22 protein-coding genes are annotated in these 22,810 nt (G+C 61.2%); 10 read left to right on the top strand and 12 right to left on the bottom strand.

The features are described 5' to 3' along the window. Positions 1-383 precede the first annotated feature (383 nt). Positions 384-1,697 (top strand): branched-chain amino acid transport system II carrier protein, encoded by a 1,314-nt coding sequence (brnQ, locus tag TU82_RS08575; protein WP_057722675.1) that lies wholly within the window; start codon positions 384-386, stop codon positions 1,695-1,697. Positions 1,698-1,931: 234 nt separating this feature from the next. Beyond that, on the top strand, positions 1,932-2,672 hold the full coding sequence (locus tag TU82_RS08570) for a DUF599 domain-containing protein (RefSeq protein WP_057722674.1): 741 nt from the start codon (positions 1,932-1,934) through the stop codon (positions 2,670-2,672). A gap of 85 nt (positions 2,673-2,757) precedes the next feature. Here the strand turns inward: TU82_RS08570 and TU82_RS08565 are convergent, their stop codons facing one another. Next, complete coding sequence (locus tag TU82_RS08565; protein WP_057722672.1) at positions 2,758-3,015, bottom strand: hypothetical protein; 258 nt, start codon at positions 3,013-3,015, stop codon at positions 2,758-2,760. Between the two features lie 155 nt (positions 3,016-3,170). Between TU82_RS08565 and TU82_RS08560 the strand changes: the two genes are divergently transcribed. The 4 genes from TU82_RS08560 to TU82_RS08545 all read left to right on the top strand — a co-directional run bounded on the left by TU82_RS08560 (position 3,171) and on the right by TU82_RS08545 (position 6,999). After that, positions 3,171-3,647: a PaaI family thioesterase gene (locus tag TU82_RS08560; protein ID WP_057722670.1), complete on the top strand. Its 477-nt coding sequence runs from the start codon at positions 3,171-3,173 to the stop codon at positions 3,645-3,647. Continuing rightward, the gene (locus TU82_RS08555; protein WP_057722668.1) at positions 3,644-4,108 is read left to right on the top strand and encodes a PaaI family thioesterase; all 465 of its coding nucleotides are present in this window, start codon (positions 3,644-3,646) and stop codon (positions 4,106-4,108) included. Before TU82_RS08560 ends, TU82_RS08555 begins: the two co-directional genes overlap by 4 nt. 75 nt (positions 4,109-4,183) lie before the next feature. After that, positions 4,184-6,088 (top strand): molecular chaperone HtpG, encoded by a 1,905-nt coding sequence (gene htpG, locus TU82_RS08550; RefSeq protein WP_057723270.1) that lies wholly within the window; start codon positions 4,184-4,186, stop codon positions 6,086-6,088. A 182-nt stretch (positions 6,089-6,270) separates the two neighbouring features. After that, entirely contained in the window at positions 6,271-6,999 is a 729-nt protein-coding gene (locus TU82_RS08545; RefSeq protein ID WP_057723269.1) for a dienelactone hydrolase family protein, read from the top strand. Positions 7,000-7,097: 98 nt separating this feature from the next. Here TU82_RS08545 and TU82_RS08540 read toward each other — a convergent pair whose 3' ends face one another. Both TU82_RS08540 and TU82_RS08535 read right to left on the bottom strand, forming a co-directional pair. Further along, positions 7,098-7,964 (bottom strand): pirin family protein, encoded by an 867-nt coding sequence (locus TU82_RS08540; protein WP_057722666.1) that lies wholly within the window; start codon positions 7,962-7,964, stop codon positions 7,098-7,100. 66 nt (positions 7,965-8,030) lie between these two features. Beyond that, on the bottom strand, positions 8,031-8,447 hold the full coding sequence (locus tag TU82_RS08535; RefSeq protein ID WP_057723268.1) for an OsmC family protein: 417 nt from the start codon (positions 8,445-8,447) through the stop codon (positions 8,031-8,033). A gap of 170 nt (positions 8,448-8,617) precedes the next feature. On the opposite strand from TU82_RS08535, the gene TU82_RS08530 reads away from it, so the two are divergent. Further along, positions 8,618-9,610 (top strand): amidohydrolase family protein, encoded by a 993-nt coding sequence (locus TU82_RS08530; RefSeq protein ID WP_057723267.1) that lies wholly within the window; start codon positions 8,618-8,620, stop codon positions 9,608-9,610. 601 nt (positions 9,611-10,211) lie between these two features. Here the strand turns inward: TU82_RS08530 and TU82_RS08525 are convergent. The 3 genes from TU82_RS08525 to TU82_RS08515 all read right to left on the bottom strand — a co-directional run bounded on the left by TU82_RS08525 (position 10,212) and on the right by TU82_RS08515 (position 12,737). Further along, entirely contained in the window at positions 10,212-11,339 is a 1,128-nt protein-coding gene (locus TU82_RS08525; RefSeq protein WP_057722001.1) for an alkene reductase, read from the bottom strand. 94 nt (positions 11,340-11,433) lie between these two features. Further along, positions 11,434-12,111, bottom strand: coding sequence for a type 1 glutamine amidotransferase domain-containing protein (locus tag TU82_RS08520; RefSeq protein ID WP_057722000.1), 678 nt, complete (start codon positions 12,109-12,111; stop codon positions 11,434-11,436). Then, a complete protein-coding gene (locus tag TU82_RS08515) occupies positions 12,108-12,737 on the bottom strand; it encodes a TetR/AcrR family transcriptional regulator (protein ID WP_057721999.1) in 630 nt (209 codons plus the stop codon). The genes TU82_RS08520 and TU82_RS08515 overlap by 4 nt, the downstream gene beginning before the upstream one ends. Before the next feature lie 173 nt (positions 12,738-12,910). On the opposite strand from TU82_RS08515, the gene TU82_RS08510 reads away from it, so the two are divergent. After that, the gene (locus TU82_RS08510) at positions 12,911-13,879 is read left to right on the top strand and encodes a GlxA family transcriptional regulator (protein WP_057721998.1); all 969 of its coding nucleotides are present in this window, start codon (positions 12,911-12,913) and stop codon (positions 13,877-13,879) included. On the opposite strand, the gene TU82_RS08505 is transcribed toward TU82_RS08510, so the two are convergent. After that, on the bottom strand, positions 13,857-14,363 hold the full coding sequence (locus TU82_RS08505) for a GNAT family N-acetyltransferase (RefSeq protein ID WP_057722595.1): 507 nt from the start codon (positions 14,361-14,363) through the stop codon (positions 13,857-13,859). The genes TU82_RS08510 and TU82_RS08505 overlap by 23 nt on opposite strands. 177 nt (positions 14,364-14,540) lie before the next feature. Between TU82_RS08505 and TU82_RS08500 the strand changes: the two genes are divergently transcribed. Further along, the gene (locus TU82_RS08500) at positions 14,541-15,413 is read left to right on the top strand and encodes an undecaprenyl-diphosphate phosphatase (protein WP_057721997.1); all 873 of its coding nucleotides are present in this window, start codon (positions 14,541-14,543) and stop codon (positions 15,411-15,413) included. On the opposite strand, the gene TU82_RS08495 is transcribed toward TU82_RS08500, so the two are convergent. From TU82_RS08495 to TU82_RS08480, 4 genes are read right to left on the bottom strand one after another with little or no spacing between them, the layout of a single operon-like run. Continuing rightward, the gene (locus tag TU82_RS08495) at positions 15,353-16,240 is read right to left on the bottom strand and encodes a sugar phosphate isomerase/epimerase family protein (protein ID WP_231982747.1); all 888 of its coding nucleotides are present in this window, start codon (positions 16,238-16,240) and stop codon (positions 15,353-15,355) included. The two genes, TU82_RS08500 and TU82_RS08495, sit on opposite strands and share 61 nt — an antisense overlap. 1 nt (position 16,241) lies before the next feature. Continuing rightward, entirely contained in the window at positions 16,242-17,441 is a 1,200-nt protein-coding gene (locus tag TU82_RS08490; RefSeq protein WP_057721996.1) for an NAD(P)/FAD-dependent oxidoreductase, read from the bottom strand. 2 nt (positions 17,442-17,443) lie between these two features. Beyond that, complete coding sequence (locus TU82_RS08485) at positions 17,444-17,764, bottom strand: MocE family 2Fe-2S type ferredoxin (protein WP_057721995.1); 321 nt, start codon at positions 17,762-17,764, stop codon at positions 17,444-17,446. Between the two features lie 33 nt (positions 17,765-17,797). Continuing rightward, positions 17,798-18,889: a fatty acid desaturase family protein gene (locus tag TU82_RS08480; RefSeq protein WP_057721994.1), complete on the bottom strand. Its 1,092-nt coding sequence runs from the start codon at positions 18,887-18,889 to the stop codon at positions 17,798-17,800. Positions 18,890-19,050: 161 nt separating this feature from the next. Between TU82_RS08480 and TU82_RS08475 the strand changes: the two genes are divergently transcribed. Further along, the gene (locus TU82_RS08475; protein ID WP_057721993.1) at positions 19,051-20,100 is read left to right on the top strand and encodes a LacI family DNA-binding transcriptional regulator; all 1,050 of its coding nucleotides are present in this window, start codon (positions 19,051-19,053) and stop codon (positions 20,098-20,100) included. A gap of 590 nt (positions 20,101-20,690) precedes the next feature. On the opposite strand, the gene TU82_RS08470 is transcribed toward TU82_RS08475, so the two are convergent. Next, positions 20,691-22,652, bottom strand: coding sequence for a sigma-54 interaction domain-containing protein (locus TU82_RS08470; protein WP_057721992.1), 1,962 nt, complete (start codon positions 22,650-22,652; stop codon positions 20,691-20,693). Positions 22,653-22,810 lie beyond the last annotated feature (158 nt).

Genomic DNA, 22,810 nt, shown 5'->3' with positions numbered 1-22,810 from the left:
GCCTTTGTGCATTCGGGGTTCAGCAACATATCTGAGGTTGGTAGAGATCCAAATGTGGGAGGGGGCTTGCCCCCGATTGCGGAGTGTCAGTCATGATGATGTGACTGAACCACCGCAATCGGGGGCAAGCCCCCTCCCACATTTGATTGCATTGTCAGATTAAGTATGAAAACGCGACATTTGAATGTCGCTTATCGGACAGTCCGCCCCGCAACAGTGCGTTTGTCAGTCTAATTCTGTACCCTTACCGCCTCTTTATGCGCCCGCATCCCAAAAGGAAGCTGCGCGCCAGACGGTCGGTCCCTATAAGGGCCGGCAGTATTTCCCTCATCCATAGGGAATCCCCCTCTAAATTCCGATTCAGTAGTGTGGTATTTCCTCAAATGAAAGTGTTGAAAGGCCAGGACATCCTGGCGTTGGGCTTTATGACGTTTGCCCTGTTCGTGGGCGCCGGCAATATCATCTTCCCGCCTATCGTTGGCTTGCAGTCCGGGCCTCACGTCTGGATGGCGGCCCTGGGGTTCCTGATAACAGCAGTCGGCCTGCCGGTCGTCACCGTGATCGCGTTGGCCAAGGTGGGCGGCGGTATGGATGCGTTGAGCAGCCCGATCGGCAAGATCGCCGGTGGCCTGCTGGCGGCGGCGGCGTACCTGGCGGTAGGGCCGCTGTTCGCCACGCCGCGTACCGCGACCGTATCGTTCGAAGTGGGCCTGGCGCCGCTGACCGGCGAAAGCCCGCTGGCGCTGTTCCTCTACAGTTCGGTGTACTTCCTGGTGGTGTTCTTTGTCTCCCTGTATCCGGGACGGCTGCTGGATACCGTAGGTCGCTTTCTCGCGCCGCTGAAGATCATCGCGTTGGCCATCCTCGGCATTGCCGCGTTTGCCTTGCCGGCCGGTGACGTCGGTGTCGCAACGCCTGAATACGTCGCTGCGCCGTTCTCCCAGGGCTTTATCAATGGCTACCTGACCATGGATACCCTTGGCGCGCTGGTATTCGGTATCGTCATCGTCAATGCGATTCGCTCCCGTGGCGTCGAGTCGCCGAAGCTGATCACGCGTTACGCGATCATTGCCGGGCTGATTGCCGGCGTAGGTCTGGCGTTGGTGTACGTCAGCCTGTTCCGGCTGGGCTCGGGCAGCCATGAAGTCGCCGCCGGGGCGGCCAATGGCGCCGCTGTATTGCACGCCTATGTGCAACATACCTTCGGCTCCCTGGGCAGTGGCTTCCTTGCCGTGCTGATTTCCCTGGCGTGCCTGGTCACCGCCGTGGGCCTGACTTGTGCCTGTGCTGAGTACTTCAGCAAAGTTCTGCCGCTGTCCTACAAGACCCTGGTGGTGATCCTGGCGCTGTTTTCGCTGTTCGTGTCCAACCTGGGCCTGACCAAGCTGATCGCGTTCTCCATCCCGGTGCTCACTGCGATCTACCCGCCGTGCATCGTGTTGGTGGCCTTGAGCTTCTGTAAGGATTTCTGGCAGGAGCAGGGCCGTATCGTTGGTCCGGTGATGCTGGTGTCGTTTATTTTCGGCTGCATTGATGCACTCAAGGGCGCTGGCTTGGCCGATTGGATGCCGGCGCAGCTGGCTAACTTGCCACTGAGCGAGCAAGGCCTGGCGTGGCTGGTGCCGTCGGTGATGGTGCTGGTTGTGGCGGTGGTGGTTGATCGCCTGTTGGGCAAGCGCAGCGAAGCCATCGCGTAATACCGGTTCAACGCATTACCGAAATGCCCCGTATCAATCGATACGGGGCATTTTTTATGCTTGAGAGGCCACAACCTTCTAAAGTTGGAATGCTTTAAAAATGTGGGAGGGGGCTTGCCCCCGATAGCGGTGGGTCAGTCACAGATGCAGTGACTGGCAGCAAGCCATCGGGGGCAAGCCCCCTCCCACATTTGGTCTGCATTCCGTCACCCAGCACCGTATAAAAGGACCCGCATGTCGTTCGTTCAAACCAATCAAATCCACCTGCTTGCCGCCCTATGGTTCATCCTGTGTTGGGGCGGCTACACCCGTTACGCCACCTGGAAAGCCCGGGACACCGCCTGCCTGGCCAGCGTGCTGCACCTGTATCGCGAAGACTGGATGCGCCGCATGCTGCTGCGCGATAACCGCATCGCCGACGCCAGTGTGATCGGTAACCTGGAGCGTAACGCCTCGTTCTTCGCCTCCAGCACGTTGATCATCCTCGCCGGCATTCTCACCGTGCTGGGCGCTTCGGAGCGGGCGGTGTCATTGCTGGCGGATATCCCCTTGGTACAGCAGGCCTCCCAGGGCATGTCGGAAATCAAGTTGCTGTGCCTGGCGCTGGTGTTCGTCTACGCGTTCTTCACCTTCAGTTGGTGCATGCGCCAGTACAACTTCGCCGCGGTACTGGTGGGATCGGCGCCGATGATCGGCGAGCGGCATGTATCGGAACAGGAGCGCAATGCATTTGCCTTGCGCGCGGCGCGGGTTATTTCGATGGCGGCCAACCAGTTCAACTTTGGCCTGCGAGCTTATTATTTCGGCATGACCATGCTGGCCTGGTTCGTCAGCCCCTGGTTGTTCATGTTGATGAGCAGCGGGGTGGTGTTAGTGCTTTACCGCCGCGAGTTTCACTCCGACGTTTTGCAGGTGATGGTGTATACCCCGACAAATATGCAGGCCCCGGATCCCGCAAAAGACAGCGTGACTTAAAGAGCCTGGATAAACAGCAGACAAAGAAAAGCCCGCTCTAATAAGCGGGCTATCTTTTGCAGCACTACAGCGTTACACCCTGCAATTACTGCTTGGCAGGCTCTGCAGGTGCGGCAGGTGCAGCTTCTTTGGCGGCGGCAGCGTTCGATTCAGCCTGAGCTTTGGCAGCATCGGCGTTTTCTTTCGCAGCGTCGTTCACTTTATCCTGTGCTTTCGCCATGTCTTGCTGAGCTTGCTCAGAATGTGCGGCGGCGTCTTGGGCTTTGTCTTCGGATTTCTTGTCGCAGGCAGCCAGACCGAGAGCAGCGGCCAGCATCATGGAAATAGCTAATGTCTTGCGCATGGGTGTTTCTCCTTATTGAAGATATCTACTGGCCTTTCGAACTCAAGGGGCCAGCATTAGTTCCTTGTGTTCCACAGATATATAAAGCTTTTCGCCAGGAACTTTCCAAATTATTACCTATCCGGCCGATCCAGACTAATAAGAATTTAAAAAACATGAATGAAAGCCCCTTGTTAGACCGCGCTATCCGCTTTGTTTGGGCGCTTCGCCACTGCCAGGTACTGGGGATTACGGTCCATGCCGCGACAGAGCAGGGCATGACTTTGGTGATGCCCTATGGCGCGCATATCGTCGGTGATCCCCGTACCGGCATCATCCACGGTGGCGCGCTGACGTCATTGATGGACACCGCCTGCGGCATGGCCACTTTGTGCGTACTGCCTGAGTTCGAGGTCTGCCCGACCCTGGATTTGCGCATCGACTATATGCATCCCGCCGAACCGCATAAGCCGGTGTATGGCTTCGCCCAATGCTACCGGGTCACCACCGATGTGATTTTTACTCGTGGCTTTGCCTACCAGGACGACCCGCAGCAGCCCATTGCCCATGTGGTGGGCACATTCATGCGCATGGGCAAGCGACTCAAGGGCACCCAGGGCCTGGGCAGCGTGATCAAGGGAGAGCAGGCATGACCCATCGATTCAAGACGCGCCTGGAGCAAGCCCTTGAGCACGGCGATTACGCGGCACTGCTCGATCTGGTGCCCTACGCAAAGCTGATCGGCGTCGAATGCACACGCTCAGGAGACGAATTGCTGTTTCGCCTGCCGGCCAACCGGGACAACATTGGTAACCCTATATTACCGGCGCTGCATGGCGGGGTGATCGCCGGCTTCATGGAGCTGTCGGCGGCACTGCACCTGCTCGTCTTCACCGGCGTCCCGGGTCTGCCGAAAATCATCGACTTTTCCCTGGATTACCTGCGCGCCGGCCAGTTTCGCGACACCTACGCCACCTGCCAGGTGTGCCGCCAGGGGCGGCGTGTAGCCAATGTGGCGATCACCGCCTGGCAAACCGCCCCCACCGAGCCGATTGCCACCGCTCGCGCCCATTTCAAGATCGAGGAATTGCCGCTCTTGAAATCCCGGTCTTAGCCCCCAACTTTGATGACAACCCGCCGCCAACCCTTCCGGGTGCGGCCACTGCCATCCAATTGGAGTTTGATGACCATGAGTGTGGAAACTCAAAAGGAAACCCTGGGCTTCCAGACCGAGGTGAAGCAACTGCTGCACCTCATGATCCATTCGCTGTATTCCAACAAGGAAATCTTCCTTCGCGAATTGATCTCGAACGCCTCTGACGCTGTCGATAAATTACGCTTCGAAGCCCTGTCCAAGCCTGAGTTGCTGGAAGGTGGCGCCGAACTGAAAATCCGTGTGAGCTACGACAAAGACGCCAAGACCGTCACTCTCGAAGACAACGGTATCGGCATGAGCCGTGAAGACGCGATTACCCATTTGGGTACCATCGCCAAATCCGGCACCGCAGATTTTATGAAGAACCTGTCGGGCGACCAGAAAAAAGATTCTCACCTGATCGGCCAATTCGGCGTGGGCTTCTACTCGGCTTTCATCGTTGCCGACAAGGTTGAAGTGTTCAGCCGCCGCGCCGGCCTCGACGCCAGCGAAGGTGTGCACTGGGCGTCCAAAGGCGAGGGCGAGTTCGAAATCGCCACCCTCGACAAGCCTGACCGCGGCACCCGTATCGTGTTGCACCTCAAGGATGGCGAAGACGAATTCGCCGACGGCTGGCGCCTGCGCAACATCATCAAGAAATACTCCGACCACATCGCCTTGCCGATCGAGCTGCCGAAAGAGCAAACGGTTGCCGAAGGCGAAGAGAAGCCGGCCGAGGAATGGGAAACCGTCAACCGCGCCAGTGCTCTGTGGACCCGTCCGCGTACCGAGATCAAGGACGAGGAATATCAGGAGTTCTACAAGCACATCGGTCACGACTACGAAAACCCGCTGAGCTGGAGCCACAACAAGGTCGAAGGCAAGCTGGAATACAGCTCGCTGCTCTACGTACCGGCCCGCGCGCCGTTCGACCTGTACCAGCGCGAAGCGCCGAAGGGCCTGAAGCTGTACGTACAGCGTGTGTTCGTGATGGACCAGGCGGAATCCTTCCTGCCGCTGTACCTGCGCTTCATCAAGGGTGTGGTCGACTCCAACGACTTGTCGCTGAACGTGTCGCGGGAAATCCTGCAGAAAGACCCGATCATCGATTCCATGAAGTCGGCGCTGACCAAGCGCGTGCTCGACATGCTGGAAAAGCTGGCGAAGAACGAGCCTGAGAAATACCAGGGCTTCTGGAAAAACTTCGGCCAGGTCATGAAAGAAGGCCCGGCGGAAGATTTTGCCAACAAGGAAAAAATTGCCGGCCTGCTGCGTTTTGCCTCGACTCAAGGTGACGACGGCGAGCAGGTTGTGTCCCTGGCCGACTACCTGGCACGTGCCAAGGAAGGTCAGGACAAGATCTACTACCTCACTGGCGAAACCTACGCTCAGGTCAAGAACAGCCCGCACCTGGAAGTCTTCCGCAAGAAAGGCATCGAAGTGCTGCTGCTGACCGACCGTATTGATGAGTGGCTGATGAGCTACCTCACCGAGTTCGACGGCAAGTCGTTCGTCGACGTTGCCCGTGGCGACCTGGATCTGGGCAACCTGGACTCCGAAGAGGACAAGAAAGCCGCGGAAGAAGTCGCCAAATCCAAAGAAGGCCTGGTTGAGCGGATCAAGGCTTCCCTGGGCGAAGCGGTCAGTGAAGTGCGGGTTTCCCACCGTCTGACCGACTCCCCGGCGATCCTGGCCATTGGCGAGCAGGACCTGGGCATGCAAATGCGCCAGATCCTCGAAGCCAGCGGGCAGAAGGTGCCGGATTCCAAGCCGATCTTCGAATTCAACCCGGCTCACCCGCTGATCGAGAAACTCGACGGTGAGCAGAACGAGGAGCGGTTTGGCGACCTGTCGCACATCCTCTTCGACCAGGCGGCCCTGGCCGCTGGCGACAGCCTGAAAGACCCGGCCGCCTATGTGCGCCGACTGAACAAGCTGTTGGTTGAACTGTCGGTTTAACACCGTTGTAGAAAAACCCGCTTCGGCGGGTTTTTTCGTTTGTAGGAGCGAGCTTGCTCGCGAAAAGCGTCAACGATAACGCCCACATCCTGAATCAACGCGGTGCGCTGAAGTTTTTCGCGAGCAAGCTCGCTCCTACCGTTGCATTACTGCTTCTGCGTGTACTTCAACTGGAGAAAACGATGAGCCAAGTCACAGTACGTTCAGTGGTCTATCAGATTGATGGCCAGTCTTATGAAAGCCGCCTGGCGTTCGATGCCAGCCACAAGGGCCCGCTGCCGGGGCTGCTGATGGCACCGAACTGGATGGGCGTGAGCGCGGGCGCCGAAGAGATCGCCAAGACCGTCGCCAGCAAGGGCTATGTGGTGCTGATTGCCGACTTGTATGGGCAAACCGTGCGGCCGACCAATGGCGATGAAGCCGGCGCGGCGATGATGCCGTTGAAAAATGATCGCCCGTTGTTGAACAAGCGTATGCAAGCGGCCTTTGAGCAACTGCAAGGCCAGACCGAGGCGGCGGTTGATACGTCGAAGCTGGCGACCTTCGGGTTCTGCTTCGGCGGCTGCTGCTCCCTGGAATTGGCGCGTACCGGCGCGCCGGTGAAGGCGGCTATCTCGTTCCACGGCACACTCGACACGCCGAACCCGGCGGATGCGCAGAACATCAAGGGTGCAGTGCTGGTGCTGCATGGCGCCTGCGACCCATTGGTTCCGAAAGAACAACTGCCGGCGTTCGAAGAGGAAATGAACGCAGCGGGTGTGGATTGGCAGTTGCTCAGCTACGGCGGTGCGGTGCATTCCTTTACCGATCCCCATGCCAATGTGCCGGGCAAGATGATGTACGACGCGAAGACCGCTGCGCGGGCGTTCCAGTCGATGCATAACTTGCTGGATGAAGTGTTCAAGGGCTGATTCTTCAGCGCCTGTTCGGGCCTCATCGGGGGCAAGCCCCCTCCCACACTTGAATTGTGAATACATCCAAAATGTGGGAGGGGGCTTGCCCCCGATAGCTATCTGGCAGGCAACTCAATTCTTTCTAACTCCCCAGGCACCGTCGGCCAATCCCCAGCCGCCCACCTCTGCCGCGCCTGCTCGATCACCGCCGGATCACTCGCCACAAAATTCCAGTTGATCCGCCGCGGCCCATCCAGTGGCGCGCCACCCAACACCACTGCATGGCAATCGGTTTCGGCAAACAGCGTCATCTCCTGCCCGGCAGGCAGAACCACCAGGCTATGCACCGCCAGCGGTTCGCCGTCGAGCTGTGCGTCACCCTCCAGCACATACACCGCGCGTTCTTCATGCTCATCGGGGATCAGCAGGGTAGTGGCCGTCTGCATCCGAACCTCGGCATACAGCGTGGGCGACAGCACCGGTACGGGCGACTTGAGGCAAAACCCGTCGCCGGCGATCAGGCGCACCTGCACGCCCAGGTTATCGCTGACCGGCAAACTGGCCGCCGGGTGATGACTATAGTGGCCCGGCCCGGTTTCGTGGTGCTTGGGCGATGCCAGCCACACCTGCAACCCATGCAGGTTAAAACCGCTGGCCTTGACCGCCTCGGGTGTGCGCTCGACATGAGCAATCGCACCGCCGGCGGTCATCCAGCTGACTTCGCCGGCCTTCACCATCTGGTCCGAACCCAGGCTGTCCTTGTGCTGCAACGTGCCTTCGAACAGATAGGTGAGTGTAGAAAGCCCGATATGGGGATGCTGGCGGATGTTCATGCCGCTGCCCGGTGCATAACGATTGGGCAGCATATGGTCGAAAAACACGAAAGGCCCGACGCTGCGGCGTTCACGCGAGGGCAGGGGGCGCAGGATAGGCTGGCCTTCCACATCTTCGCGGCGCGGGCTAATGACGGTGAGCGTGGTCATGGGATGCATCCCTGTCTGAGCGGGTTCGATGGCACTGAGCATAACCCGCCCGACCGGAAGTTGGCGTTACTGGCTGAAGGCGCCTTCCGACAGTGTTGTCTCGATGCTGACCTCGGCAGTGGTCATCAATTTGTGCACCGGACACTTGTCGGCGACGCGGTGCAGCTCATCGCGCTGTGCGTCGGTGAGCACGCCCTTGAGGGTCAGCTTGACGTTGAGCGTGTACTTACCTTTTTGCTCTTCGGCGGCGTCGTGGGTCACTTCTACCGTAACGCCGGTGAGCGGAATGTCTTTCTTCTGCGCATAGAGCCTGACGGTCAAGGCTTTGCACGACGCCAGCGCTGCATCGAAATAGTCGTGAGGAGAGGGGGCGGAGTCGTCACCGCCCAGGCTCTTGGGCAGGTCGGTAAACAGCTCATGGTTGTTGATCGTGACGCTGTGACGGAAGTTTTCAGCGTTCAACGTATTGACGGTAACAGGCATGGCAAACCTCACAAGGCTGTGGATGACGGTCTTGCAGTAATAGAACATGCCAATACCTGGGTGTTCCAGGTTTTTGTCCGTGCTGAACCCCGATACGCGGCGCAGGGTCTACCCGTATCAGTCCCTACCGAGGTATCACTGTGTTCTGGACCCGTGTGAGTTTTGCCCTGATGCTCGCCGCCAGCAGTCTTGCCGTGCAGGCCCGCGACTATGCCTACAGCGACGCCCACCTGCATTACGTGGATTTTTTCCAGGAAACGGCGGGCATGGACAAGCTGCTCAAGGCCATGGCGGACAATCGCATCGAGCATGTGATGATTTCCGGCATTCCCGTGGCCAAGAAATGGCACGAAGACGAACCCAAGCGCCCGCGCTATTACGCAGGCGACGATGCCGATGCCTATTGGTACAGCGCCACCGATGTCATCGTCGCCGCCGCGGTCAATAAGCTCGCCCCTGAACAGCGCCGACGCTTTCATCCATTCCTGTCCGGTTTCAATCCTAACGACAAGAATTCTGCCGCCCACATCCAGCGCATGCTCGACCTCAACCCAGGGCTGTGGCAGGGCATTGGCGAAGTGTTTACCCGCCACGACGATCTCACCGCGCTGACCTCCGGTGATACACCGCGCGCCAACAACGAAGCCATGACGCGTATCTATCACTTGGCGGCCGAAAACGACCTGCCGGTGATGCTGCACTCCAACATCACCTCCAAGCGCGAGCGCAACCCGTTGTACCTGGCCGAAGTCGAGCAACCGTTGCGCAATCATCCGCATACGCGCTTTATCTGGGCCCATGCCGGTACCAGCAAGGAAATCCACCGCCATCAAGTGCAAATGGATTTCCTGCTGCCTACCCTGAGCCGCCTGCTCGAGGCTTATCCCAACCTGTATATCGACCTGTCCTGGAGCGTGCTCACGCCCTATCTGCTGGATGATGCGGGCACGCCCAGGCCGGAGTGGGTCAAGCTGGTGGAGCGCTTCCCTGATCGCTTCATGCTCGGCTCTGACGTGGTAGGACGCTTCAACAAGCTGGGTAAGGAGATGCGCCGTTTTGATCCCTTCCTCGATGCATTGCCTGAAGACGTTGCCCACAAGGTCGCGCGGGATAACTTTCTGGCCATCCTGCCCAAGTCGACCCGCAATGAGGGTGCGCATTGAGGTCGGGTTTTGGTGTTGCGCAATTGAGGTGATCCTATCGCGCATAGGTATCTCCACAACTGTGTAGCGCCCAACGCAAACCACGATGCGAAGCGAGTCGCTCTTGATCTTGATCTGCTTTTGATCTTAGGCGCCCCGTTAAACCACGCTGGCCGAACGCAGGCTTGAATCCGTGGGTAACCCGGCAGGACGCCGGGTTAGCCGCACTGGGCCAGGGATGGCCCATTGCGGCGGCCCATGGATTCAAGTCTGCGTTCGGGCACACCGAGCCTAAGCGAGGTGCCGAGTGGTGGGGCAAGAGCGTTTTGCTTACTTTTGCGCTTTTCAAAAGTGAGCCGCTGTAAAAGCGGAACCATTAGCAGCCATGACCGCAGAAACGGATATGTACTCGGTCCAATCCAACATCCTGGTCGGCCCGGAGGCCGCCATCGGGGGCAAGCCCCCTCCCACATTTGGATTGTGGAGCATCAGCAAGATAGTCACAGGCTGACGAGTAGCCACGGGGAGCAAGTCGAATCGTCGCACCGCCCCTCCCACATTTGGATCTCGGAGCGTCAGGTAGATACCCGTTAGCTCCCTCGCCACAGGGTAGCTGTCGAGCTCAGCCTGGTTGAATATATTCCGGATAATCCACATACCCCGCGGCAGTCCCGCCATACAACCCCTCAGCCTTCAACGCATTCAACGGCCAGCCATTGAAGATCCGCTGCGGCAGGTCCGGGTTGGCAATGAACGGACGACCGAAGGCAATCAGGTCCGCCAGCCCGGCTTCCACCAGTTTTGCGCCGCGTTCGGCGGTGTAGCGGCCGGCATAGATGATGCGCCCGCTGAAGGTGCTGCGCACGGCCTGGCGGAAGCTGTCGGGCAGGTCGGGGGCATTGTCCCAGTCGGCTTCGGCGATGGAGACATAAGCGATACCCGACTGTTCCAGCACCTTGATCGCTTCGATGTAGGTGTGGTGCGGGTCTTCTTCCACCAGGCCGATGTAGACACGCTCCTGATCGGTGCCACTGAACAACGGCGAAAAACGCACGCCTACGCGCTCAGGGCCCACTACTCGGCACACCGCTTCGACAATTTCGCGCAAAAAGCGCAGGCGATTGTCCAGCGTGCCACCGTATTCATCATCGCGCTGGTTGGAATGGGCCGAGATAAACTGGTTGACCAGGTAACCGTTGGCCGAATGGATCTCCACACCGTCGAAGCCGGCGTCCAGTGCATTGCGCGCGGCCTGTGCGTAGTGACCGACCAGTTCCTCGATCTCCAGCACCGTGAGGGCGCGGGGCACCGGCGGTTGTTTCAGCTCGCCGACGCCCGGAGCGGTTTCGATAAAGGCCTTGGCCTGCAGGGCCTGGATCGCCGAGGGCGCGACCGGCGCGGCGCCGTCGGGTTGCAAGGCGTTATGGGACACGCGGCCCACATGCCACAACTGGGCGAAGATCACGCCGCCCTCGGCATGCACCGCCTCGGTGACCTTGCGCCAGCCGTCAATCTGCGCCGGCGTGTAGATCCCCGGCGTCCACGCGTAACCCTGGCCACGGGGCTCGATCTGGGTGCCCTCGCTGACCATGAAACCGGCGCTGGCGCGTTGGCGGTAGTACGTGGCCATCAAGTCGGTGGCGATATCGCCGGGTTGGGCGCTGCGCTGACGCGTCAAGGGCGGCAATACGACGCGGTTGTTCAAGGTGTGATGCCCCAGTTTTACCGGGGTGTTCAAGGCATGAGCCATGGGAATATTCCAAATTCAGGACGAGCGAAAACACTGGCGGCTCTTGCGAGCCGCCACATGCATCAATCGGCGGGGTTAAGTCGGTAGGGTTAAGTTAAGCGGTGAGTTTCAACAGGGCCTTGGCCACTTCACTGGAGCTGCCGGGGTTCTGCCCGGTTACCAGCAGGCCATCGACGATCACGAACGACTGCCAATCGGCGCCCTTCTCGTACTTGCCGCCCAGTTTTTTGAATTCATCTTCAATCAGAAATGGCACCACCTCGGTCAGTCCCACTGCGGCTTCTTCCGAGTTGGAGAACCCGGTGACGCGACGGCCCTTGATCAATGGCTCGCCGTTGACCGCCTTGACGTGACGCAAGGCGCCCGGGGCATGGCAGACCAGGCCGACAGGCTTGCCGGCACGCTCGAACGACTCGATCAGCGCGATGGACACCGGCGACTCGGCCAGGTCCCACAGCGGGCCGTGTCCACCTGGGTAGAACACGGTGTCGAAGTCATCGGCGTTGACCGAGTCCAATTTCACCGTAGTGGCAAGGGCCTGCTGCGCAGCCGGGTCGGCGTTGAAACGGTGGGTCTGTTCGGTCTGGGCGTCCGGCTGGTCACTGACCGGGTCCAGCGGCGGCTGGCCACCGGCAGGCGATGCCAGCACCACCTCGGCACCGGCGTCCTTGAACGCGTAATAGGGAGCGGCAAACTCTTCGAGCCAGAAGCCGGTCTTGCGGCCGGTATCGCCCAGCTGGTCGTGAGAGGTCAGTACCATTAATACTTTCATTTTCCAGTGCCTCGATCGTGGTGAATAGCAGGGTTTTCGGGGTGGCCCAACAACTGTCGGGTCAGGCCCAGCGCCTCATCGAACGGCGCGGTGGTACGGGTGATCTTGCCCATGACGCTGGTCCCCAGCCACAACGCATACAGGCGTCTGGCCAGGCTTTCGGGCGGTTGCTCAAGCATCAGCGAACCGTCTTGCACGCCCTGCTGCAACGCCATGGCGAGCAACTCGATGGTGCGTGAAGTGCCGCGCTGCAACGCCAGGCGCATCGGCTCTGAAAGGTCTGACACCTCGGCGCCGAGTTTGACGGCAAGGCATTTGCCGGCGTCGGTGCAGCCAGTGTGGTTGTCGATCCAGGCCTGCCAGTAGCGCATCAGCTTGGCGTAGTGGGACATACCCGGTTGGCTGAAAAGCTGCTGCATGCCTTCGACGTAGTGATCGAAGTAGGTGTCGAGCAGCACCACACCGAACGCATCCTTGGAGGTGAAGTAGTGATAGAACGAGCCCTTGGGTACGTCGGCGGCTTGCAGGATTTCATTCAACCCCACCGCGGAAAATCCCTTGGCGCCCACAATCGCCTGTGCACTCTCAAGAATGGTCTGCCGTGCGCTTCTGGTTTCGCTGCTCATGCTTGGCCCCTTTCGATTAGACCAGTCGTCTAGTTCGTTGGGGCAATCTTAGGCACGTGGGGGCAGGCTCACAATGTCATATCCGCAAGGATTACGGACATCCGCCACCGGCAGTTGCCGTTTACCCGGCACGCGCCGACAATCCCCCCTCCCGCGCCCCTTGGAGAATGACGATGCACAGCGTTGCGCTGATGGTTTACCCGAACTTCCAGTCCTTGAGTCTCAGCCTGGGCTCGGTGTTCGAGTGCGCCAACCTGCTGCGGGGCGAGCCGGCCTATGCGTTTCATCTGGTGTCGGAAAGCGGTGGCGCCGTGATGACGTCCCAGGGATTTTCGGTGAACACCACGGCGATCCGTCCCGAGGGCTATGACACGCTGATCGTCAGCGGCTACCTGGAATTTCGCCTGCCGGAAGCCAACCTGATGGAGATGGTCAAGGCGGCGTCTGCGCAATCGCGCCGCGTGGCCTCGCTGTGCATGGGCATTTTCGTGCTGGCCGAAGCCGGTTTGCTCGACGGCAAGCGCACCACCACCCACTGGATCCACGCGCCGGCGTTTCGCAAGCGCTACCCGGATATCCATCTGGAAGAAGACAAGTTATTCGTAGTGGACGGCCAAGTGTGGACCGGCGCCGGCATGAGCGCCGGGGTCGACCTGGCGCTGGCGATGGTGGAGAACGACCTGGGCAGCGACCTGGCGCGGCGCATCGCCCGCAAGCTGGTGATCGCCCAACGGCGCGGCAGTGAGCAATCGCAACTGTCGGCCTTGCTGGAACTGGACCCCAAGTCCGACCGCGTGCAACTGGCCCTGGCCTACGCCCGCGAAAACCTCACCCACGACCTGTCGGTGGACGCCCTGGCCGATGTCGCCCGCCTCAGCCCGCGCCAGTTCAGCCGGGTGTTTCGCGAAGAAACCGGGCAGACGCCGGCCAAGGCCATCGAAGCCCTGCGCGTGGAAGCGGCACGCGCCATGATGGAAACCAGTCGCCACCCGGTCGAAGTCGTGGCCCGGGAAACCGGCTTCGGTGATCGCGAGCGCATGCGTCAGGCGTTTCTCAGGGCGTTCGGGCAACCGCCGCAGGCGATGCAGCAACGGCTCTGCGGGCGGGGCCAGTATTCGATCAATGCAGTGAAGCGCGGGTAACCAGGTAACTCACCAACTGCGGCTCATCGTCCAGTTCCAGGGTCTGCACCGGACGCGGCAGGTTATCCAGCACCGTGCGCCAGAACGCCTGGGACACTTCGTCCTGGTCATAAAAACGCACCAACCAATTGTCCTCGCCGCTGCACAGCACCTGGGTGGCGATGGCGCGGCCGATGCCTTTGCGGCGGTAGCGCTTGAGGATGAACAGGTCGGCCAGTTCCAGGGCATCGATACCCGGCAATTCGCTGCCTTCGATCAGCAGGAAGCCGGCGATATAACCGTCCACCAGTAACAGGTTGGCGCTCCATTGCGGGTCTTGCCAATAACGGGCCAGGTGCTCGTCGTGGATGTAGAAACGGCCATCGGCCTCGACGTCTTCCTGTTCCCAGTCCGAAGACTCATATGCGTAGTACTGATAGAGATTGCGGATCAGCTCGGCGTGTTCAGGGCCGGTCTGGATCAATTCGACGGTGGTTTCAGGCATGGGGCTCTCGGTGAAAAAACGCAGGGCGCCATTGTTCACAAAAGCGCAGGCCAGGCCAATACATTGCCCAACCTTTCTATTGGCTGAACCGATTGCAGATAGCGATCACCCTGGCCGAAATCCTGAAACATTTAGAATAAACTTCGCCGGTTATCCCTTTTTTCAAGGACACCTATTTTGACTAACGTCTGCTCCGCCGGCCTGGATGTGGGGTTCGCCTCCCTGGATTACCTGCAGATTTTCATCCTGGGGGTGATCCAGGGCATCACCGAGCTGCTGCCGGTGTCGTCCACCGCCCACATGCGCGTGGTGCCCGCCCTGCTCGGCTGGCAAGATCCGGGCTCGGCGTTTTCCGCTGCGATGCAATTGGCGGCGCTCGCGGCGGTGGTAATTTACTTCTGGCGCGACGTGCAGCAAGTGGCCACCGGCAGCATCAGTGCCGTACGCCGGGGCGACTACAACGACCGCTGGTTCAAGCTGGCGGTGGCGATTGTGCTGGCAACGATCCCGATCTGCATCGCCGGCCTGGTGCTGTCCTCGACCTTGAACACCTGCAACTCGCCGTTGCGCGGGCTGATGGTGATCGGGATTGCCTGTGTGGTGATGGCGGTGTTGCTGGCGGCGGCTGAACTGCGCGCCCGCCACACCCGCGACGTAAGCCAGATGCGTCTGCGTGATGCGCTGATCGTCGGGGTCGCGCAGATTGGCGCGCTGATCCCCGGCGTATCGCGTTCGGGCTCGACCTTGACCGCGGCGCTGTTCCTGAACTTTAAACGCGAAGAAGCCGCACGGTTCTCGTTCCTGCTGGGCCTGCCCGCCATTGCCCTGGCCGGTTTGAAAGAACTCTGGGTACTGCTGCACGCCGACATGCCCGCCCACGCCTGGCCGCATTTGATTTTCGGCCTGGTGGTGGCGAGCATTTCGGCGTTCTTCGCGATCTGGGGCCTGATGAAGTTTCTGGAACGCTTCTCCACCTGGCCGTTCGTGATCTACCGCGCGCTGCTGGGGGTGTTTTTGATTGTGGCGGTCAGCACCGGATTGCTGGCCTGATGCTGTGTTGTCGCCAGTGAGCGGTGCCACACCTGGCGAATCAATGCTTTGAGCTTCAGCGCCTCGGCCCAGCGATCAGTGAGTTCTCGGCCGTCCGCGCCGGTGATCGCGTAGGGCGGCGGGCCGAGTTCGCAGGTGAACGACAGGCTTGGGGGTGTGTCGGGGCGGGCCAGCCAGTCTTCGATCCCGTAGCGCCACCAGCCGGTAAATCGTTCCACCCACGGCTGATGCTGGGGGAAGTCCAGGCCAACCTGCACCTGTTCACTGCTGGCCACGCGCCCATGAAAGCCCCAGCTATGGCGCAGAATGGTGCGTATCTGCTCATCGTCATCGGCGGCGCCGGGTTCGGGCAATTCGCGCCCGACCACGTAGTGGGACAAGTCCGCGAGCAGTTTCAAGTCAGGCATTTGCGCCAGCAGGTCGAGGGTGAACAACAGGTCACTGGTCAGGCGATAGCGGTGGGTTTCCAGCAGGATCGGGAAATCCACCTGTTCGGCCAGGCGTTGCCAGCCCTCGATCAAGCGGCCCGCCTCGGCCTGGGTACGCGGACGCACGTCGGCTTGCAGGGTGAGGTGATGACAGCCGTAGCGGCTGATCACCTCCAGCGCGCATGCCAGGTCGTCCACCGTCTGCGGGAACAGTTGGCCTTCGATCTGCAAGCCGCGCGCGGCGGTGGCCGCGTGCAGGCGTGCAACCTCGGCGGCCTGCCAGTAGTGATCGGTGACACCATCGAAACCGGCGGCGGCGATGCGGTCCAGCTGCGCCTCGAGCGGGCCGGGTTCGGTGTGCATCGCCCATAAGGATTGAAATACCAGCAATTGGCGCATATCAGCCTCGCAGCCATTGTTTGAGAGAAACAGCCGGATCAGCCAGGGCAGCCGATGACAACGGCACACGGGCGGCGATCAGGCGTTCGCACAGCTTGATGTCCCTGGCCACGCGGTTGCCCGGTGCCCAACCGCAGGCGCCCTGTAACAGCCCATGGTCATCGAGGTAGAACAGCAGCAGGCCGCCCTCGGGCAATGCCCGGCTGACCACGTTCGGCGTCATCACACCGACCGTCTGCAAACCCCAGTCATACTGGTCGGACCAAAACCCCGGCACGGCCTCGAAAGGCAATGCGCGGCCGAGCAGATTCAAGGCCGCATGCCGACCCTGGGCCTCGGCGTTGCGCCAGGTTTCCTGGCGCTGGTAGAGACCGCCGAGACGGAACTCGCAGACGTCCCCGGCCGCGTAGATATCCGCCGCGCTGGTGCGCAACTGCGCGTCGACACGAATGCCCTGCCCCACGTCCAGCCCGGCCGCCGCCGCCAGTTCGAGATTGGGTTGCATGCCGATGCCGACCACCACCAGGTCGCACGGCAGCGTTTGCCCGTCCATCAGGTGCACAGCGTCGGCCTCGATGGACGCCACCGTGACATTCAAGCGTACGTCCACACCCTGCTCGCGGTGCAAAGCCAGCAGCGCGTCACTGATGATCGCCGGCAATACCCTGCCCGCCAGGCGTGGCCCGGCTTCGAGCAGCGTCACCGCACAGCCCAGGCCGCGCGCGGTCGCCGCTACTTCCAGGCCGATAAAGCCGCCGCCGACAACCACCAGCCGAGTACCGGGGCGTAACTGCTCGCGCAGGGCCAGGGCTTCGTCATGGGTGCGCAGGTAAAGCACATTGCACTGCGCCTGCGGCAGACGCCGCGCACGGCCGCCGGTAGCCAGCAGTAGTCCGCTGTAGGGCAGCCAGCGGCCATCGGCCAACTGCAGCCGATGCTGCGGCGGCGCCAGCCGGCTGACCGCGTTGCCCGCGATATGCTCGATACCCAGCTCGGCCAGGCGCACGCTGTCGCACAGGCTGCACCCGGCCAGGTCCTGGCTGCCTTGCAACAGGCCCTTGGACAGGGGCGGTCGTTCGTAGGGCACATGGGGTTCGTCGCCGATCAGGATCAGCCGACCGCTATAGCCTTCTTCGCGCAGGGTCAACGCCGCACGGCCACCGGCATGGCCGGCGCCGACGATAATCAGGGGTACGTCCATCATCAGGCCGTGACGGCGAGCAGCACCCGCCCCGCTTCGACCCGTACCGGGTAGGTTTGCAGATTGACGCACACCGGCGCGCCCAGGGCCTTGCCGGAGCGGTAATCGAAGCGCCCGTTGTGCTTGGGGCATTCGATCACATGGTCCATGACCAGGCCGTCGGCCAGGTGGATTTTTTCATGGGTGCACAGGCCCGCGGTGGCGAAAAACTCATTCTCGGCCGAGCGAAATACCGCGTAGGTGTGCGCCCCATGGTCGAAGCGCAGCACGTCTTCTTCGTCTATGTCGCCCACGGCGCAGACGTCGATCCATTGATCGTTCATGTTTTTTTATCTCTTATTAAAGGGAAACGAACTTCAGCCGGCAGAAACTTCTGCGTGCAGAGAGGCTGGGGCAGATTCAGGCTGCCGTCGGATCGGACGCTGGACGAAATAGGTCGGATCGCTGCGCTGCTTCCAGACCGTCGGGAGGATCTCCTTGTACGCCGCCCACAGATTGGCGTAAGGCGGCGGGCAGTCGCGACGGATCTCTTCGTGCAATTGCGCCAGTGCGTGGTATGGCACCATCGGGTACATGTGGTGCTCGAGGTGGTAGTTCATGTTCATGTAGATAAAGCGCAGCACGCGGTTCATGTAGATGGTGCGGCAGTTGCTGCGATGGTCCAGCACGTCTTCGGCCAGGCCCACGTGCTGGGTAAGGCCGAACAAGTAGCCAAGCCAGGCGCCATAGATGCTCGGCAAGCCCACCAGCATCAGCGGCAGCCAGCTGTGCAGGTACAAGGCGCTGCCGATGATCAGCGCATAGAGGCCCACCCAGATGCGCGCGGCGCGAAATACCTTCGGCCATTCGGATTCGGGGATGAAATCCCGTTCCTGGGCGCTCATCCGGCCGATGGCATGGCGCGCCACGCCACTGAAGGTCTTCCACGCCAGGGGCAGATTGAACAGGCTCAGGAACATCATCAAAAAGCTCGGCGGACGCGGCTCGACGATCTCCGGGTCGCGGCCGACGACGATGGTGTCGGTGTGATGCCGGGCATGGCTCCAGCGCCACACATGGGGTTCGAAAATGCACATGAAGCTCGCCACCTGGTACAGCGCGTCATTCATCCAGCGGGTCTTGAACGCCGTGCCATGGCCGGTTTCGTGCCAGCGCGGATTGGAGGCGGTGCCGTAGAGCACGCCATAGGCCAGGAAGAACGGCACACAGGCCCAGGAGCCCCAGAACCAGTAGCCGCCAAAGCCGGTTGCGAACAACGCCGCGAACCAGATGACCGTGTCGACCAGCGCCGGGCCGTCGCGGCGCTGCATCAGTTCCTTCATGCGTTTGCGCGGTACCGGCGACTGATACCAGCGGGCCGAGACCAGGCCTTTTTCCGCGGCGCGGGCGGCCTCGGGGCCGGTCAGGCTGTAGTCGCGCCGGGCGCGGTGAGCGGTGTGTTCAGGCATTGTTATTATTCTCCGCAGCGGGTGATTTCAGAAACGTTGCGAAACCAACCATAGAGCGCGGCTAAATCACCCTCAAGGCCTTGAATCCATTCCCTATCAAGCTATCATCCAGGCCCAGCGGGGCTTGATAGTTTTCTATCAAGACGCTCAAGGGGCTCGTCATGACCAACCATAAACGCCCGACCATCGCCACCGTTGCCGCCCACGCGGGCCTCAGCGTAGCCACCGTCGACCGCGTGTTGAACGCCCGCGCACCGGTCAATCCGCAAACCGCCGAACAGGTGTTCCAGGCCGCCGAAGCCGTGGGTTATTTCGCCGCGCGGCTGATCGGCCAGCGCATTCGCGAACGGCGCCCGACCTACCGCTTCGGCATTCTCCTGCTGGGCACCGCCCAGGCGTTCTATGCCAACCTGGCCCAGTCCATCGGCGACGCGGCGCAGCATCACGCCACGGCCAACCTGAGTTGCCAGTTCGACTACATCAACGACCGCACGCCCAGCGCCATCGTCGCGCAGATAGAACAGCTGGCCGTGCAGTGCGACGCCCTGGCGGTGGTCAGCTTCGCCCATCCGCTGATCAATGCCTGCCTTGCGCAAATCCGCGAAGCCGGCGTGCCGGTGGTGGCATTGCTTTCGGACATTCATGAGCAAGCCCTGGAACCGTATGTGGGCCAGGACAATCACGTCGTCGGACGCACCATGGGCTGGCTGTTGGCGCGCACGTGCGGCGCGCGCAAAGGCAGCGTGGGCATTCTGCTCGGCGGCCATCGTTTTCTCGGCCACCAGGCGCGGGTCGAAGGCCTGCACAGCTACCTGGCCGAACACGCGCCGGGGCTCAAGCCGCTGGAACCGCTGATCAATCTGGACAACTGCGACATCACTGAGGAGGCCACCCTCGACCTGCTCAGCCGCCACACCGACCTGCGCGGATTGTGCGTAGTCGGCGGTGGCGGCGACGGCGTGATCAGCGCCCTGGCGCAACTGCCCAAGCGCCCGGCGTTGTGCTGCATCCTGCAGGAGTCCACCGAGTTGTCGCGCCAGGCGCTGAGCCAAGGGTTGATCGATGTGGTGATGGACTCGCAACCGCGCCAGACGGCGCTGGCGTTGGTGGAGTTGCTGGTGCAATTGCAGAGCGCCGAGGGGTTCGATGCAATACGGCATCGGGTGCATATCCCGCCGCACATTGTCACCTCGGAAAACCTGGGCACCTGAGACATGTTCAGTAAAATGTGGGAGGGGGCTTGCCCCCGATGGCGGCCTCAGGACCGACCAGGATGTTGGATCAGATCGAGTACATATCCGTTTCTTCGGTAAAGGCTACTTAGGGTTCCGCTTTTACAGCGGCTCACTTTTGAAAAGCGCAAAAGTAAGCAAAACGCTCTTGCCCCACCACTCGGCACCTCGCCCAGGCTCGGTGTGCCCGAACGCAGGCTTGAATCCGTGGGCCGCCGCAATGGGCCATCCATGGCCCAGTGCGGCTAACCCGGCGTCCTGCCGGGTTACCCACGAGTTCAAGCCTGCGTTCGGCCAGCGTGGTTTAACGGGGCGCCTGAGATCAAAAGCAAAAGCGCGGCGGCCTTAGAGCCGACCGGTATCTTTTGCCGATCCGCGATCCAAATGTGGGAGGGGCGGTGCGACGATTCGACTTGCCCCCGATGGCTGTGTGTCAGTCACTGATGTGCTCACTGACTCTCCCTCATCGGGGGCAAGCCCCCTCCCACATTTTGACCTCGGAACGTCAGGTAAATACGCATCGGCTGTCCGGCCGTCACGGGAGCAAGAGCCCTCCCCTGAGTAACCGTTCACAGGCCGCGAAAATCCCCGGCACTCAACCCAAACCGATTCATCTTGTTGTACAGCCCGCCCCGGGACACATTCAGCTGCCGGGCGGCCAGGCGGATATTGCCACCGGTGTTTTTCAGCGCGGCGACGATGGCGTGCATTTCGTGGCTGCTCAAGTTCTGGGAGGGTTGCGGCACATAGGCATGGGCCAATGAACGAGGCTTGCTGTCCAACGGCAAGTCACTCACCTGGATCAACTCACCCATGGCCAGGTTGGTCGCCCGTTCGATGGCGTTTTCCAGCTCGCGTACATTGCCCGGCCAGGCATGAGCGCAAAGCACGGCCAGCGCGTCCGGCGCGAAACCCTGCACCGACTTGCGCAACGAGCGCGCGCAGCGCTTGAGGAAGTACCGCGCCAGCAGCGGGATGTCGTCGCGGCGCATCCGCAGCGGCGGCACCGTCAGGTTCAGCACATTCAGGCGGTAGTAGAGGTCTTCGCGAAACGCACCTTCGGCGACTGCCTGGCTGAGATTGCGGTGGGTGGCGGCGATGATGCGTACATCCACCTGGCGTGCACTTTTTGCGCCGACCCGCGCGACTTCGCCCTCCTGCAACACCCGCAACAGGCTGACCTGGGCATCGAAGGACATGTCACCAATCTCATCCAGGAAAATGGTGCCGCCATCGGCCAGCTCGAACTTGCCCGCCGAGCCGCCACGGGCCGAGCCGGTGAACGCGCCCTCGACGTGCCCGAACAATTCACTCTGCACCAGGTCCCGTGGAATCGCGCCGCAGTTGACCGCCACGAACGGGCCGTGGCAACGCTCGCTGGCGTTATGAATAGCCTGGGCGAACAACTCCTTGCCGGTGCCGCTTTCCCCGAGAATCAGCGTGGTCGAATCACTGCGGCTGGCGATGCGCCCCAGGTGCAGCGCGTCCTGGATTGCCCGCGAGCTGCCCTGGATGGTGTCGAAGGTATAACGCGCCTGGGTGCCGACAAGGCGCCGGGTGATTTCGCGGATGCGGCGGTTTTCGCGCAGCGACACAATCACCCCGCCCTGCTCCAGTGGGCACACCGAGACCAGGCAGGCGAGTTGGCTGCGGTCGTGCAGGTGGAACGTGCAATCCAGGTCGCGCACAGCCTCGCCCAGCGCCTCGCTCAATTCACTGCGGCCCAGGTGCTGGAAAGGACTGCCAATCAGCTCCAGTCCCACCCCGAACAACTGCCGGGCATAGCGGTTGAGCGCCTTGATGCAGCCGCGTTCATCCACCACCACGAGGCCTTCGTTGAGCACCTCGAGCACGGTCTGCTGTTCTTCCAGCAGCGCCTGCAGCGCCATCTGCCGCGACACAGCTTCCGCGGCCGCCTGCACGGTGCCCAGGGTATGAAAGTGAAACCAGCCGGGTTCGGCGGTGAGTGTCAGCACGGCCAGGGTCTGGCCCTGGGCATTCTTGATCGGCGCGGCGGCGCAGTGCATGCGGCGTTGACGCAGGCCGACCGCGAAGTTTTCTTCGGCCAGCACATACACCAGGTGATCTTCAGCCAGCGCCAGGCCGGTGCAGTTGGTGCCCTGGACCGATTCGAGCAGGCGACTGCCCACGGGGGTGATATCCAGCCCGCAGAAATACAAGGTGGTGCCGTGGGCATCAGTGAGGTTGATATGCCCGCGCAGGTTGTACGCCAGCAAGCCCTGCATGACTTGCGCGGCGGCGGCGATCAGCACGCGGTGGCTGGCCAGCGTGGCCGTCAGGCGGTCGGCGGCAATGAAGCGGTACGCGCTGTCGACGGGGTCGATGCCGGCCTTGACGCTGCGCCGCCAGGAATCCCAGATCGTTTGACGCACCTTGTCCGGGCGCTGCACCTGGCCGCGCAGGCAGGCCTGCCACGCCTGCTCCAACGCCGCGACCGGGCCATCGTTGAGCGCAGCGGGCCCGAGCGTCGTCAGGTAATCGAGGTCTTGCGCACTGATTGCCAGGCTCATAAGGGGGGTCCATGTTCATGTTTTCGACATGTCAGCATAGACATGTCATTTAAATGAACACTTTATTTTTTAAACTCTATAGATATCAGTTATTTACATTCTGGCACAGCCTTTGCTCTTGCCCCTTTGCCAGCCAGGATTGTCCTGAGGCCAACAAT

It is taken from the genome of Pseudomonas orientalis (genome assembly GCF_001439815.1).
Taxonomy (GTDB): domain Bacteria; phylum Pseudomonadota; class Gammaproteobacteria; order Pseudomonadales; family Pseudomonadaceae; genus Aquipseudomonas; species Aquipseudomonas orientalis.
This window is presented reverse-complemented; position numbering and strand designations above follow the sequence as displayed.

What these genes read in the sequence shown, in the direction of transcription:
- brnQ (WP_057722675.1), top strand. Translation starts at nt 384, where the DNA reads ATGAAAGTGTTGAAAGGCCAGGACATCCTGGCGTTGGGCTTTATGACG.
- TU82_RS08570 (WP_057722674.1), top strand. Translation starts at nt 1,932, where the DNA reads ATGTCGTTCGTTCAAACCAATCAAATCCACCTGCTTGCCGCCCTATGG.
- TU82_RS08565 (WP_057722672.1), bottom strand. Translation starts at nt 3,015, where the DNA reads ATGCGCAAGACATTAGCTATTTCCATGATGCTGGCCGCTGCTCTCGGT.
- TU82_RS08560 (WP_057722670.1), top strand. Translation starts at nt 3,171, where the DNA reads ATGAATGAAAGCCCCTTGTTAGACCGCGCTATCCGCTTTGTTTGGGCG.
- TU82_RS08555 (WP_057722668.1), top strand. Translation starts at nt 3,644, where the DNA reads ATGACCCATCGATTCAAGACGCGCCTGGAGCAAGCCCTTGAGCACGGC.
- htpG (WP_057723270.1), top strand. Translation starts at nt 4,184, where the DNA reads ATGAGTGTGGAAACTCAAAAGGAAACCCTGGGCTTCCAGACCGAGGTG.
- TU82_RS08545 (WP_057723269.1), top strand. Translation starts at nt 6,271, where the DNA reads ATGAGCCAAGTCACAGTACGTTCAGTGGTCTATCAGATTGATGGCCAG.
- TU82_RS08540 (WP_057722666.1), bottom strand. Translation starts at nt 7,964, where the DNA reads ATGACCACGCTCACCGTCATTAGCCCGCGCCGCGAAGATGTGGAAGGC.
- TU82_RS08535 (WP_057723268.1), bottom strand. Translation starts at nt 8,447, where the DNA reads ATGCCTGTTACCGTCAATACGTTGAACGCTGAAAACTTCCGTCACAGC.
- TU82_RS08530 (WP_057723267.1), top strand. Translation starts at nt 8,618, where the DNA reads ATGCTCGCCGCCAGCAGTCTTGCCGTGCAGGCCCGCGACTATGCCTAC.
- TU82_RS08525 (WP_057722001.1), bottom strand. Translation starts at nt 11,339, where the DNA reads ATGGCTCATGCCTTGAACACCCCGGTAAAACTGGGGCATCACACCTTG.
- TU82_RS08520 (WP_057722000.1), bottom strand. Translation starts at nt 12,111, where the DNA reads ATGAAAGTATTAATGGTACTGACCTCTCACGACCAGCTGGGCGATACC.
- TU82_RS08515 (WP_057721999.1), bottom strand. Translation starts at nt 12,737, where the DNA reads ATGAGCAGCGAAACCAGAAGCGCACGGCAGACCATTCTTGAGAGTGCA.
- TU82_RS08510 (WP_057721998.1), top strand. Translation starts at nt 12,911, where the DNA reads ATGCACAGCGTTGCGCTGATGGTTTACCCGAACTTCCAGTCCTTGAGT.
- TU82_RS08505 (WP_057722595.1), bottom strand. Translation starts at nt 14,363, where the DNA reads ATGCCTGAAACCACCGTCGAATTGATCCAGACCGGCCCTGAACACGCC.
- TU82_RS08495 (WP_231982747.1), bottom strand. Translation starts at nt 16,240, where the DNA reads ATGCGCCAATTGCTGGTATTTCAATCCTTATGGGCGATGCACACCGAA.
- TU82_RS08490 (WP_057721996.1), bottom strand. Translation starts at nt 17,441, where the DNA reads ATGGACGTACCCCTGATTATCGTCGGCGCCGGCCATGCCGGTGGCCGT.
- TU82_RS08485 (WP_057721995.1), bottom strand. Translation starts at nt 17,764, where the DNA reads ATGAACGATCAATGGATCGACGTCTGCGCCGTGGGCGACATAGACGAA.
- TU82_RS08480 (WP_057721994.1), bottom strand. Translation starts at nt 18,889, where the DNA reads ATGCCTGAACACACCGCTCACCGCGCCCGGCGCGACTACAGCCTGACC.
- TU82_RS08475 (WP_057721993.1), top strand. Translation starts at nt 19,051, where the DNA reads ATGACCAACCATAAACGCCCGACCATCGCCACCGTTGCCGCCCACGCG.
- TU82_RS08470 (WP_057721992.1), bottom strand. Translation starts at nt 22,652, where the DNA reads ATGAGCCTGGCAATCAGTGCGCAAGACCTCGATTACCTGACGACGCTC.